The organism is Sphingomonas sp. Leaf62 (assembly GCF_001421915.1).
Classification (GTDB): Bacteria; Pseudomonadota; Alphaproteobacteria; order Sphingomonadales; family Sphingomonadaceae; genus Sphingomonas.
This window is the reverse complement of the sequence record NZ_LMLN01000028.1, coordinates 126,082-139,453: the sequence shown is the minus strand read 5'-3', so window position 1 is coordinate 139,453 and position 13,372 is coordinate 126,082. Positions and strand designations below refer to the sequence as shown.

Annotated in this window: 11 protein-coding genes; 4 read left to right on the top strand and 7 right to left on the bottom strand. The window is 65.7% G+C overall.

Going from position 1 to position 13,372, the window contains the following annotated elements; translation table 11 throughout:
- Positions 1 to 74 precede the first annotated feature (74 nt).
- Together mfd and ASE91_RS12050 are read left to right on the top strand one after the other, a co-directional pair.
- Positions 75 to 3,533, top strand: coding sequence for a transcription-repair coupling factor (mfd, locus tag ASE91_RS12055; protein WP_056626525.1), 3,459 nt, complete (start codon positions 75 to 77; stop codon positions 3,531 to 3,533).
- Between the two features lie 178 nt (positions 3,534 to 3,711).
- Positions 3,712 to 4,230, top strand: coding sequence for a DUF5946 family protein (locus ASE91_RS12050; protein WP_156357816.1), 519 nt, complete (start codon positions 3,712 to 3,714; stop codon positions 4,228 to 4,230).
- Positions 4,231 to 4,459: 229 nt separating this feature from the next.
- Here ASE91_RS12050 and ASE91_RS12045 read toward each other — a convergent pair whose 3' ends face one another.
- The 5 genes from ASE91_RS12045 to ASE91_RS12025 all read right to left on the bottom strand — a co-directional run bounded on the left by ASE91_RS12045 (position 4,460) and on the right by ASE91_RS12025 (position 9,347).
- Complete coding sequence (locus ASE91_RS12045) at positions 4,460 to 5,803, bottom strand: porin (RefSeq protein WP_235530459.1); 1,344 nt, start codon at positions 5,801 to 5,803, stop codon at positions 4,460 to 4,462.
- A gap of 105 nt (positions 5,804 to 5,908) precedes the next feature.
- Positions 5,909 to 7,321, bottom strand: a complete 1,413-nt coding sequence (lpdA, locus tag ASE91_RS12040) for a dihydrolipoyl dehydrogenase (protein ID WP_056626517.1) — start codon at positions 7,319 to 7,321, stop codon at positions 5,909 to 5,911.
- 66 nt (positions 7,322 to 7,387) lie between these two features.
- Positions 7,388 to 7,777, bottom strand: a complete 390-nt coding sequence (locus ASE91_RS12035; protein WP_056626515.1) for an acyl-CoA thioesterase — start codon at positions 7,775 to 7,777, stop codon at positions 7,388 to 7,390.
- Positions 7,764 to 7,988 (bottom strand): hypothetical protein, encoded by a 225-nt coding sequence (locus tag ASE91_RS12030; RefSeq protein ID WP_056626512.1) that lies wholly within the window; start codon positions 7,986 to 7,988, stop codon positions 7,764 to 7,766. The genes ASE91_RS12035 and ASE91_RS12030 overlap by 14 nt, the downstream gene beginning before the upstream one ends.
- Positions 7,989 to 9,347: a pyruvate dehydrogenase complex dihydrolipoamide acetyltransferase gene (locus ASE91_RS12025; protein ID WP_056626510.1), complete on the bottom strand. Its 1,359-nt coding sequence runs from the start codon at positions 9,345 to 9,347 to the stop codon at positions 7,989 to 7,991. It abuts the gene before it with no gap.
- 128 nt (positions 9,348 to 9,475) lie between these two features.
- Here ASE91_RS12025 and ASE91_RS12020 point away from each other — a divergent pair, with 128 nt between their 5' ends.
- Together ASE91_RS12020 and ASE91_RS12015 are read left to right on the top strand one after the other, a co-directional pair.
- Positions 9,476 to 9,931, top strand: coding sequence for a universal stress protein (locus ASE91_RS12020; RefSeq protein ID WP_056403454.1), 456 nt, complete (start codon positions 9,476 to 9,478; stop codon positions 9,929 to 9,931).
- A 409-nt stretch (positions 9,932 to 10,340) separates the two neighbouring features.
- On the top strand, positions 10,341 to 11,630 hold the full coding sequence (locus tag ASE91_RS12015) for a M20/M25/M40 family metallo-hydrolase (RefSeq protein WP_082453997.1): 1,290 nt from the start codon (positions 10,341 to 10,343) through the stop codon (positions 11,628 to 11,630).
- A gap of 7 nt (positions 11,631 to 11,637) precedes the next feature.
- Here ASE91_RS12015 and ASE91_RS12010 read toward each other — a convergent pair whose 3' ends face one another.
- Positions 11,638 to 12,714 (bottom strand): RcnB family protein, encoded by a 1,077-nt coding sequence (locus ASE91_RS12010; protein WP_056626508.1) that lies wholly within the window; start codon positions 12,712 to 12,714, stop codon positions 11,638 to 11,640.
- Between the two features lie 103 nt (positions 12,715 to 12,817).
- Positions 12,818 to 13,300: a GAF domain-containing protein gene (locus ASE91_RS12005; protein ID WP_056626506.1), complete on the bottom strand. Its 483-nt coding sequence runs from the start codon at positions 13,298 to 13,300 to the stop codon at positions 12,818 to 12,820.
- Positions 13,301 to 13,372: the final 72 nt, after the last annotated feature.

The window sequence follows — 13,372 nt, the reverse complement described above, 5'->3', positions numbered from 1 at the left end:
AAAGCCACAACAGCCGTCCCGCACTCCCCCTCTCCCAACCCTCTCCCCTCAGGGGAGAGGGCTAAAGGTAAAAAATGCCCGACCTCTCCAAGATCCTGTCCGCCCCCCGCTCGCTGACCCTCTCGGGCGTGCCCGCAGGCTTCCTGCCCGCCCTGCTCGCCGACCTTGCCCGTGGCAGCAAGGGCGACCTCGTCTACATCGCCCCCGACGAAGCGACGATGCGCGCCATCGCTACCACCGCCCCCTTCTTCGCCCCCGACCTCTCGGTCCTGCAATTCCCGGCATGGGACTGCCTGCCCTATGACCGCGCTAGCCCGACGCTGCGGTCGATGGCCGAGCGGCTGTCGGCACTCCACACGCTCCAGTCTAAGGCGAAGGGCCCCCGCCTGATCGTCACCACCGTCAACGCCGCGACCCAGCGGACGCTGACCCCGTTCCGCATCCGTCAGCTCGTCGCGCGCCTCGCGCCCGGCGAGCGCATCTCGCTCCCCCGTCTCTCCACGCTGCTGCAAGCCAACGGCTACAACCGCGTCGACACCGTCCACGACGCCGGCGAGTTCGCGGTGCGCGGCGGTCTGGTCGACCTGTGGCCGTCGGGCTCCGATTCGGGTCTCCGCCTCGACTTCTTCGGCGACGAGATCGAAACCGTCCGCACTTTCAGCCCCGAGGACCAGCGCACCACCGGCCGCGTCGACGGCTTCACCCTGCTCCCCGCCTCCGAAGCCTTGCTCGACGAAGAGTCGATCAAGCGCTTCCGCACCCGCTACCGCGAGAAATTCGGCGCGACCGCGACCGGCGACCCGATCTATCAGGCGATCAGCGACGGCCGCCGCCTGTCGGGCATGGAACACTGGCTGCCCTTTTTCGAAGAGCGGCTCGAAACCTTCTTCGACCACCTCTCCCCCGAAGCGGTCATCGTCCGCGACGCGGGCGTGCCGGCCGCCGCCGAACAGCGGTTCGAATCGATCGCCGACTATCACACCAACCGCGTCCGCGCGCAGACCAGCGATCCCGGCAGCTACCGCCCGCTGCTCCCCGCGGCGCTCTATCTATCGGCCGACGAATGGGTCGAGCGCCTGTCGGACACCGCCGCGCATCAGGTCACGCCCTTCCACGCCCCCGACAGCGCGACCTCGGTCGATTTCGAGGTCGACGGCCCCCGCGACTTCACCCCCGAACGCACGCAACAGGCGAACATCTACGAAGCGGTCGTCGATCACATCGCGGAGCTTCGCAAACAGGGCCGCAAACCGATCCTCGCCAGCTATTCGGAGGGTGCGCGTGAGCGGTTGATGGGCCTGCTCGCCGATCACGACCTGACCGGCGTTTCGACCGTCGAGACGTGGCAGCAGGCGCTGGGCGGTGCGAAGTCGACCGTGTCGTTCGTCGTCCTGCCGCTCGACCATGGCTTCACCGCCGCCGACGTCGCAGTCCTGACTGAACAGGACATGCTCGGCGACCGCCTCGTCCGCCGCGCCAAGCGCCGCAAGAATACCGACGCCTTTCTTCAGGAACTCGCCACCCTCTCCCCCGGCGACCTTGTCGTCCATGCCGATCACGGCATCGGCCGCTATGTCGGACTGACGCAGGTGCCGGTGGCCAAGGCCCCGCACGACTGCGTCCAGCTCGAATATGCCGGCGGCGACAAGCTCTACGTGCCGGTCGAAAACCTCGAAGTCCTCAGCCGCTACGGCGCGGGCGAGGATGGCGCATCGCTCGACCGCCTGGGCGGCGAGGCATGGCAGCGGCGCAAGGCACGGATGAAGGATCGCATCCGCGAGATCGCGGGTGACCTCATCGCCACCGCCGCCAAGCGCGCGATGCGCCCTGCCGACATCGCCGAACCCGACAGCGGCGGCTACCCCGCCTTCGTCGACCGTTTCCCCTATCAGGAAACCGACGATCAGGAACGCGCCATCGCCGACGTTCTCGAAGACCTCGGCGCCGGCCGGCCGATGGACCGCTTGGTCGTCGGCGATGTCGGTTTCGGCAAGACCGAGGTCGCACTGCGCGCCGCCTTCGTCGCCGCCATGGCCGGAATGCAGGTCGCGATCGTGTGTCCCACGACCCTCCTCGCCCGCCAGCATTACAACAACTTCAAGGCGCGCTTCGAAGGCTTCCCGATCGAAATCGGCCGCCTCTCCCGCCTCGTCACCGCGACCGAGGCGAAGAAGGTCCGCGACTGCCTGACCGACGGTACGATCGACGTCGTCGTCGGCACCCATGCCGTACTGTCGAAACAGGTCGATTTCAAACGTCTCGGCCTCGTCATCGTCGATGAGGAACAGCGCTTCGGCGTGACGCACAAGGAACGGCTGAAGGCGATGAAGGCCGACGTCCATGTCCTGACGCTGACCGCCACCCCGATCCCGCGCACGTTGCAGATGGCGATGTCGGGCCTGCGCGAACTCTCGGTGATCCAGACCCCGCCGGTCGATCGGCTCGCGGTCCGCACCTACATCATGCCATGGGACCCGGTCGTCCTGCGCGAGGCGTTGTTGCGCGAACATTATCGCGGCGGCCAAGCCTATTTCGTCACCCCGCGCATCGCAGACCTGCCCGATATCGAGAAATTCCTGACGGAAGAAATTCCCGAAATCCGCTACGTCGTCGCCCATGGCCAGATGGCCCCGACCGAGGTCGAGGAACGCATGTCGGCCTTTTACGACAAGCGGTACGACCTGCTCGTCTCGACCACCATCGTCGAATCCGGCCTCGACATTCCGTCGGCCAACACCCTCATCATCAACCGCGCCGACAAGTTCGGCCTGGCGCAACTCTATCAGCTGCGCGGCCGCGTCGGCCGGTCGAAGACCCGCGCCTATGCGTACATGACCACGCCCCCCGAACGGCTGGTCAGCGAGGCGGCGGAAAAGCGGCTAAAGGTCCTGTCCGACCTTGAATCCCTGGGGGCCGGTTTCCAGCTTGCGTCCCACGACCTCGACATTCGCGGTGCCGGCAACATGCTTGGCGACGAACAATCGGGCCATATCAAGGAAGTCGGCTTCGAACTCTACCAGTCGATGCTCGAGGAGGCGATCCTCGACGCCAAGGCCGGCGGCATCCGCGACGACAAGCCCAAGGACTTCTCCCCCGCGATCACCGTCGATGCCCCGATCCTGATCCCGGAGGACTATGTTCCCGACCTCGACCTGCGCATGGGCCTCTATCGCCGCCTGAACGACGTCGAGGACCGCGCCGGCATCGACGCCTTCGCCACCGAACTGATCGACCGCTTCGGCAAACTGCCGCTCCCCACCGCCAACCTGCTGCAACTGATCGAGGCGAAGCTGAACGCGAAGAAAGCCTGCGTCGCCAAGATCGACATCGGCGCGAAGGGTGCGATCGTCAGCTTCCACGAAGACAAGTTCCCAAGCGTGGAAGGGCTGCTCGCCTATGTCGACAAGCTGGCCGGCACCGCCAAGCTGCGCCCCGACATGAAACTGGTCATCAGCCGCAGCTTCGGCGACCCGCAAGCGCGGCTGAACGCAGCGCTCCAGATTTCGCGGGGGCTGGCGAAGGCGGCTGGGTAGTGGTCGCATATCCCGTTTATCCGTCAGGATCGGCCATTTCGAAGATGTTCGATCGGGAACAGGTTAGGGAAGGCGAACCCCGCAGGCGTCCGTCAGCCCAATCGGGAAGCCGATACAAGGTTGATTGCGATAGGCCGTAATAGAGGGTATCCGTCAACTCACCCTGCGGAGTGTCGATGTGATACCGGACAGCTTTGGCAAAATACCGCTCCAGAAATGCTTCGGCTGCGGGGGGCTTTTTCCTGAAGAATCGGGCCCGACGCATAAATACATGCTTTCAACCGCAGGTTGCTGGTCTTCCTACGGCGATCTGCTGGCACGGGAATATGAAAGCCCGGTTCTTTTCGGGGCTGTTCATAGACTGACGGTTGACGCTTATGCGCTACAGCACCCCGGCGACATTGGTGATCGCCGAGCGATCCAGTCGGTGTGGGTGCATTATGCTGCCTTATATCTAGCCTTCGAGCAGAAACGTCCGCTCGCAGATATCCCGCCGGTCATGCAGAAGTTGGCTGGCGGTAGTTTCCTCCCGTTGCCGACAATCCCGGCGCTCTTCGAGGTAACGCACGCCGACGTCATCGCCGGGCCGGTCGCTAGCCATGCCGTTCTGGTGCGTGATTGGGCGCAATGCGCCTACCTCGCCTGGAACGCTTTGCATCAGCCAACCAAGGGCCTTCTCAATCGAATAGGACTCTGATCGGGGAACCGCGCACTATTGCCATTTCTCGTTCCCTTTCACGAACGCCGGGCAGCGCATCGACCCACGACCGATGCCTTTTCCCGACTTTCCTACATCACAATAGGCTGCCAGCTTCTACGGCACGCCGTATTTGGCCACGCGCTTTGACCCCGCCGCTCCCCAAGTCGCGCAAACAGCGCGCAAGTGTGACCTTTGTGACCTTTGGCGCGCGCCCGCCCAAAAAAGCCTAATAATTCAACTGCAACTGCGTCCGGAACACATCGCCTTCGGCCCGTCCCGATCGCCGCTCGTCCGCCTCGGCGCGTTCCATCCGCGCATAGGCCAGCGTCAGTTCCAGCGCCGGCACAGGCTGGAACTCGATGCCCAGTTCGATCTCGTCGGTCTCCAGCCGAGGCGCGTTGACCGCCGCTTTCCAGCCGCCGCGATAGGTCTGCCAGCGGACATAGGGCATGAACGGCCCGACCGGCGACTGCCGCACCCGCGCCGTGCCCTGCACATAGCCGCCATACAGCGACTTGGTCGTAATCCCGCGCAGCACCGGGTCATATTCCGGCCCGCGTCCCCAGTTCCATTCGGCCTGCAACCCGAAGGGCTGCGGATACAGGATCGCGTGCAGCGCGATGCGATCGTCGGCAAAGGCGACCGGGCTGACCCCGCCGGTGCGGATTTCGGGCTGGACGCGATTGGTGTAGCCGCTCGCCCCGACCTCCAGCACCTGCTTGCCGCCGATCTCGAACGGCCACGTCGCAAGGGCCACCGCCATCACCGCATCGTTCGCTTCCTCGCGATTGACACCCTGTCCGTTATACACACCGATCCCGAACGCGCCGTAATTGCCGAACAGCTTCTGCCCATCCTTGGTCAGCCGTTCCCAGATGTCGTCGACCTGCTGCGGCGTATAATAAGCGACCACACCGATATCGCGCTCGCTCGGCACGCCGCTGTTGATCGCGTCGCTGCGGTCGAGCGTCAGCCGGTTCGACGACGACTGCATATTCTCCCACCCGAACGGCACCTTCGACTGGCCGAAGCGCAGGCGGAACCGCTTGGTCGTATCGAGGAACGCATCGAAATAGGCATCGCGCAGCTGCAGGAACCCCTCGCGCCGCTCGCCGACCGACTGGTTCGATACGGCGGTCGCGAAATCGGGCTGAAGATAGAAGGATACCCGATCGCCCAGATCGCCCTGCAACACCAACCGGATCCGGCGAAAGGTGAAGCCGGTATCGTCGCCGATGCCGCTGTCGTGGACCGAGCGCAGCCGGGCGATCCCGTCCGGTGCCGTGCGATCGCCGGAGATGATCTCGTTCAGCCGCAACTGGGTATAGCCGCGCAGCCGGATGCGATCGTACCATTTCTCGCGCGACGGTCTGGCCGGGGCGGCGGCGACCTGCGTCGGGGCGGCTGGCTCGGCCGCGACCGGAGCCGGCGTCGTCGCGGACGCAGCGGCCATGACGGGCGGTTTGGCCGCCGTCTGCGCCGCCTTCATCTCGGCAATGACCGCCTTCAGCTCGTCGATCTGGCGCTGAAGCTCCTGCACCGTCTGCGCCGCAGCGGGCAGTGGGACCATGAAGGATGCGACAAGCGCCGCGGGCAGGAAGGGCTTCATGGACCCGCGCCATGCCGCTGCGGCACGACGCGGGTCAAGCGGTGATTATGACGCTTCGATGACGTCCTACATATGCAACGTACGACCGTACGCCGCGAGCACCGACTCGTGCATCGACTCGGAGATCGTCGGATGCGCGAACACCGTCTCGGTCAGCTCCTTCTCGGTCGTCTCGAGCTGGCGGGCGATGACATAGCCCTGGATCATCTCGGTCACTTCCGCGCCGACCATGTGCGCGCCCAGCAGCTCGCCGGTCTTGGCGTCGAACACCGTCTTCACAAAGCCTTCGGCCTCGCCCAGCGCGATCGCCTTGCCGTTGCCGATGAAGGGGAATTTGCCGACCTTGACGCTATAGCCCGCTTCCTTGGCCTTCGCCTCGGTGAAGCCGACGCTGGCGACCTGCGGCCGGGCATAGGTGCAACCGGGGATGTTGTTCTTGTCCATCGCGTGCGGATGGACGTCCTTGTTGCCCAGCGCCTTGGCGATGGCTTCGGCGGCGATGACGCCTTCATGGCTCGCCTTGTGCGCCAGCCACGGTGCGCCGGTCACGTCGCCGATCGCCCAGATGCCGTCGACATTGGTCTTGCCATAGCCGTCGGTCTTGATGTGACCGCGCTCGGCTTCGATCTTCAGCGCTTCCATACCGATATTCTCGGTGTTGGGCACGATGCCGATCGCGACGATCGCGTGGCTGAACTCGACCTGTTCGACCTTGCCGTCCGGCCCCTTGATGGCGGCCTTCACCCCTGCCGGGCTCGCTTCGAGCTTTTCGAGGCCCGACTTGGTCTTGATCGTCATGCCCTGCTTGGTCAGCGCCTTGTGCATGAACTCGCTGACCTCGGCATCCTCGACCGGCATGATCCGGTCGAGCATCTCGACGATCGTCACGTCGGCACCCATGTCGTTGTAGAAGCTGGCGAACTCGACACCGATCGCGCCCGATCCGATGACCAGCAGCTTGGTCGGCATTTCGGGTGGCACCATCGCATGACGGTACGTCCAGATCTTGGCGCCGTCGGCCTTGGCGAACGGCAGGTCGCGGGCACGCGCGCCGGTCGCGATGATGATATGCTTGGCTTCGAGGTCGGTGGTCTTGTCGCCCTGCTTGACGCTCAGCTTGCCCTTTGCCGTGATCGTGCCGACGCCCTCATAGACGACGACCTTGTTCTTCTTCATCAGCCCCTTGACGCCGGCATTCAGCTGCCCGGCGACCTTGCGACTACGATCGACCACCTTGGCGAGGTCGAACGCCGGCTTCTCGTTCGACAGGCCGTATTGCGCGGCATGCATCATGTAGTGATAGATTTCGGCTGAGCGTAGCAGCGCCTTGGTCGGAATGCAGCCCCAGTTGAGGCAGATGCCACCCAGCCGCTCGCGCTCGACGATCGCGACCTTCAGACCAAGCTGGCTCGCGCGGATCGCCGCGACATAGCCGCCGGGGCCGGAGCCGAGCACGATCAGGTCGTAAGATTCAGCCATCACTTTACCTTTTCGCTCGATGCTGCCCGGTCGAGCAGCCGTAATGATTGCAGGAAGATACCAGGATCAGGGGGCGATCGCCCGTGGCTTGCGGTCCTCGTCGATCGCGACGAATACGAAACGCGCCTGCGTCACCCGGTCGACCGCCTCGCCGAACCGGTCGCGACGCCATGCCTCGACCTCGATCGTCATCGACGTGCGCCCGATCTTGACCAGATCGGTATAGACCGACACCTCGTCACCGACCGCGACTGGCGCATAGAATTGCATCGCATCGACGGCGATGGTCACCGCACGCCCCTTGGAATGACGCGCCGCGACCAGTCCCGCCGCCATGTCCATCTGCGACATGATCCAGCCACCGAAGATATCGCCGTACGGATTGGTATCGGCGGGCATCGCCGTCACGCGCAGCGCCGGCTGGCCGACCGGCGGCACGGCGTTATTCTCGACCATCCAGCACAGCCCCCTTGGCGCGTTCCTCGGCCATGGCGCGCTGCACCTGCCGAATACCCAGCACGATGACGATCGTCATCGCTACCCACGTCACGGTCCAGATATCGCGCCGCCCCAGCGGATAGGACCATGCCGACAGCCAGCCGATCCCCCATGCCGCCGCCACCCCGGCGACGACATGCACGATCTCGGTCAGCAGCCGGGTGCGCATTTATGCGATCAGGCCGAGGGGCGACTCCACCAGCGCCTTGAAGAGCTTCAGCATTTCCGCCCCGTCCGCGCCGTCGATCGCGCGGTGGTCGAAGCTGCCGGTCGCGGTCATGACGGTCGCCACACCCAGCGCGTCGTCGACGATGTACGGGCGCTTTTCGCCGGCACCGACCGCGAGGATCATGCCCTGCGGCGGGTTGATGACCGCTTCGAACTGCTTGATGCCAAACATGCCCATGTTGCTGAGCGACGCGGTACCGCCCTGATATTCCTCGGGCTTCAGCTTGTTCTCCTTGGCGCGGCGGCCAAGGTCCTTCATCTCGGTGCTGATCTTCGCCACGCCCTTGTTCGCGGCGTCGCGAATGATCGGAGTGATGAGGCCGGTCGGCGTCGACACTGCCACCGACACGTCGGCACGGCTATACTGCACCATCTCGTTACCGAGGAAGGTGACGTTGCACTTCGGGCTGTTTTCCAGCGCGACGCCCAACGCCTTGATCAGCAGGTCGTTGACCGACAGCTTCACGCCGCGCGCGTCGAGCGACTTGTTCAAATCGCCACGCAGCTTCAGCAGCGCATCGAGACGGATATCGACCGTCAGATAGATGTGCGGAACCTGCTGCTTCGATTCGGTCAGGCGACGCGCGATCGTCTTGCGGATGTTCGACAGCTTCTCGACCGTGTGCGGAATCGAATCGTCGAACCACACCGCCGCAGGCTTGGGCGCTTCCGCAACCGGCGCGGGCGCAGCCGCGGCGCTCGGTGCGGACGCAGCCGATTCGGCCTTGGGCGCGCTCGCCGCACCCGGCTTGGCATTCTCGACATCGGCCTTGACGATGCGGCCGTTCGGCCCGCTGCCGGCGATGCCCGACAGTTCGAGACCCTTGTCGGCGGCGATCCGGCGCGCCAGCGGGCTGGCCTTTACGCGACCACCATCGCTCTGGGCGGCACCGGCACCGGCCGGACGGCCGTGGTCCGACGTACCCGCAGGAGCCGGCTCGGCTTCGCTGCCGGTCTTGTTCGGATCGGTCGCGTCGGGCTTGCCCTTGAACTGGTCGTCGGCAGGCTCGGGCGTTTCCGCCTTCGTGGGCGCGGCGTCGATGGCCGACGCATCCTCGCCCTCTTCGAGCAGGATCGCGATGACCGCGCCGACCTTCACATTGTCGGTACCCTCGGCGATCAGGACCTTGCCGATGGTGCCTTCATCAACAGCTTCGAATTCCATCGTCGCCTTGTCGGTTTCGATTTCCGCCATGATGTCACCGGATTTGACGGAGTCGCCTTCCTTCACCAGCCATTTGGCCAGCGTCCCCTCTTCCATGGTCGGGGACAGGGCGGGCATCTTGATCTCGATCGGCATGGGGCAGATTGGTCCTCTCAGGCTCGTCGCGCCTCTTCGCTGTCGGGCGCGTCCGGGTCAAGCCCCGGTACAGCTTGCACGACGCCGCCGAACCGGCGCATGAACGCCGTTCCGGAGCGGAGGACATCGTGCGGACATACCTAGTCGTCGTCGACGAAAGCCCCGAAAGCGCCGTTGCGCTCCGTTTCGCCGCGCGTCGCGCGGTGAAGACCAATGGTGGCGTCGAAGTATTGGCGCTGGTCGAGCCGCAGGAATTCGCCCCATGGGGCGGCGTGCAGGCGACGATCGAGGAGGAAGCGACCGAACGCGCCGAAGCCCTGGTACAGGCGGCGGCGGGCACGCTGATCGCCGAGTCGGGACTGCAACCGCATCTGACGGTCCGCACCGGCGATGGCCCGCGAATCGTGCGCGAGATGATCGCCGCCAATCCCGATATCGCCGCGCTGGTGCTGGGTGCCGCTGCGACCGGATCGCCGGGGCCACTGGTCACCCATTTCGCCGGAACCGATGCCGGTGCCCTGCCCGTGCCCTTGATGATTATCCCCGGCAGCCTTGATCGCGCAGGGATCGACCGCCTGAGCTGATCGTCGGACAGCCGGCGTTCAGTTTGGCGATGCTACGCGACGATGGGCAATACCGTGCGGGGGAGAGCGTCGCTTGCGAGTCGCGCTCGATCCCCCGCGGGCTGCTGCTGTTCGCCGGATGTCCGGCAGCGTCCTCTCTTATTATTCAGCGCAGCACTGGTGAGGGGCCGTTAGCGCGGAAGCAGCACAAAAAAAAGGGCCGGCAACGCCGACCCTGTAAAGTTTTAGGAGAGGATGCCTGAAAGGCACAGTCGTTGTGCACTGCACCCGGCCCGTTAGCAATTGCAAAAAATGAAACCAAACATTCTATTTAAGCAATTTCAGCCATTCGGTTGATGGGTTTTTGCAAACTACGGGTATCAGGCGAAACCGGTTGAGCCCTTGGGGATAAGGCTGCATCCTCCCGTAAATGCGCCAGATTCTGCTTCTGCCCGCCCTGTTGCTCGCCACCGCCGCCCCGGCCCGCGACGCCCCCAAACCCGATCGGCTGCGTGCAGACGTCGCCAGATTGGTAGGCTTTGGCACGCGCCATACCGCGTCCGATCCCGATCATCCGACGCGTGGTATCGGCGCCGCGCGGCGGTGGTTCGCCAACGAACTGACCCGAATCGGACGCGATTGCGGCGATTGCATCACCGTCGCCAACATCGCGCGCGGTTTTACAGGCCCACGCGCACCACAGGGCGTCAACGTCGTCGACGTACTTGGCTTCCAGCAAGGGCGCGATCCGCGCCGGGTCGTGATCGTCATGGGTCATATCGACAGCCGGGTCAGCGATGTGATGAATGCGACCAGTGACGCGCCGGGCGCGAACGACGATGCGTCGGGCGTGGCGCTGGTGCTGGAGGCGGCGCGCATCCTGTCGAAGGAGAAATTCGACGCGACCATCGTCTATGCCGCGCTGTCGGGCGAGGAGCAGGGGCTGTGGGGCGCGCAGCTGCTGGCCGACACCGCCCGGGAAAAAGACTGGGTGGTGACCGCCGTCCTGAACAACGACATCGTCGGCAACACCATCGGCCAGGATGGTCGTCGCGTCGCCGACCGGGTACGCGTTTTTTCGGAAGGCATTCGCGCGTCCGAGTCGATCGATCAGCAAATCGCCCGCCGCGCCGCCGGTGGCGAGGATGACGGCCCGTCGCGCGCGCTGGCCAAGACCGTCGATGGCGTGGCCACGACCCTGCCCGGCGGCGTCGACGCGTTTCTCGACCGACGGCCCGACCGATTCGGCCGTGGCGGCGACCACGAACCCTTTCTGAAGCTGGGCTATCCCGCGATCCGGTTTTCGGTCGGCGTCGAAAATTACGATGCGCAACATCAGGACCTGCGCCGCGACGGAACGCGAATCTATGGCGACACGATCGACCGGATGGACTTTCCCTATCTGGCGAAGGTCACCGCGCTGAACGTCGCGACGATCGCCCGACTGGCTGCCGCACCGGCCGCCCCCGTGACCGCATCCATCGACGGCGCGCTGTCGACCGACACCAAGGTCCGCTGGTCACCGGTCGCGAACGCCGCCGGTTATCGTATTCGCTGGCGGCGCAACGATGCACAGGCCTGGACCGATCAGCGCGACGTGACCGGTGTCGAAGCGGTGCTGAAGGGCGTCATCGTCGACGATCATTTCGTCGCGGTGTCGTCGCTGGCGGCGGACGGTGCGGAGAGCGTACCGACCTTCGCCGGCCGCCCGCCCCGCTGACCTCCTTTTACCGCCGCAACGTCTTCGACCGATACGTCCGCCGCGGCGCGACCCGCCGCGGTTCGTAGGTTACCACGTCCTCGGTCGTCGTCGTGACCATCGACGGATGCTCGACCGTCACCGTCGTTACCGTGCGTGGCGGATAGTAATAGCCATCGGCGATATAGCCCGCCGCCGGCCCCTCGGTCGTGGTGGTCGTCGTGGTGTAACTGCGAGAGACGGGGGCCGCGCCGATATGCCGCTCGACATAGCGCGTGCGGGACGGCGGAGGCGGTCCGAGCGGCTGCACCTGCTCGCGCATCGGACCGAACACGACCTCCGGTGCGACGGGCATGTCGTCGAATCCGTCGTCATAGCGATCGTCGGGCGCGATCGGCACGTCCTCGTACGGCAGCGGATACTCTGCCCCGTAACCCGGCTGCGGCGGTGGCGGCGAAGGCGGAGCGCGGCGATCCTCCGCCCGGTCGATCGCGGTGCCGGCCAGCGCGCCGACCCCGGCCCCCAGCGCCGTACCGCCCAGCCGGTTGCCGCGACCCGCGATCACGTTCCCGGCCACCGCACCCGCGACGCCGCCGATCACTGCCCCGCCGACCCCGTCATCGCTCCGTTCGGCCGCATAGCGTTCATAGTCGCGATCGTCGCGGACATAGCGCCCGGTATCGCGCGCGTCCCAATCGAGGCCGCTGCGAACGTCATAGACCCGCCCGTCGCGATCGGCGAGCACGGCATCGTCATAGTACCGATACCAGCCATAGCCCGCCTGCGGCCGGGCCAGTCCATAGCCCGACCAGTCCTGGATGAAGAAGCTCGGCGCGACCCAGTAGCGAGGCAACACCCAGCCGCGCACCGGCGGGCGATACGCCGCCCATCCGCCCGGCGCATAGGTGCCGCCGACCCAGCGCCCGCGCACTTTCCCGCCCCAACGCGGTCCGGGCAGGTTCACGCGCGGCGCACCGGCCTGAACCGCCGGCCCGCGCGGCAGCGCCGCAGGTGCCTGCCCCACGCGCTGCGCCTGTGCGACACCGATGGTCAGGCCGGAGGTGGCAAGCAGCGCGATAGCGGCGGCGAAGGACGACGTTTGCATCGGCCGAAAACTCCCTGAACGGCGAAACAACGGTTCGACGCCCTATCACGCCGCCCGGTTCCCGGCCAATCCGGTGCCGGTGTGCCGCCCGTCCCGCGCCGGGTCAGGCGATCCGTGGCCCCAGCACCGCGACCAGTGCCTCGCATCCCGCCCGATCCGCATCATCGAAGCGTCCCGGCAAAGGACTGTCGAGGTCGAGCACCCCGATCAGCCGCTCGCCGACCACGACCGGCACCACCAGTTCGCTGCGGCTATCGGCGTCGCAGGCGATGTGACCGGGAAACGCATGGACGTCGGCCACCAGCTGGCTTTCGCGCGAAGCAGCAGCCGTTCCGCACACCCCGCGCCCCATCGCGATGCGGATGCACGCCGCCTTGCCCTGAAACGGGCCGAGCACCAGTTCGTCACCGACCAGCCGGTAGAATCCTGCCCAATTGAGATCGGGCAAATATTGCATCAGCAATGCCGACGCATTGGCCATGTTGGCGATCGCGTCGTTCTCGTCCGCCGTCAGTGCATCGAGCGCGCCGAGCAGGTCGCGGTACAGGTCGCCCTTGGCGCCGGAGGCAATATCGAACTGGTACATGGGGGCGATGTAGGCGGAACGCCGCGCCGTTCCAATCCTCCCCGACACGGGGAGGGGGACCAGCCACAGGCT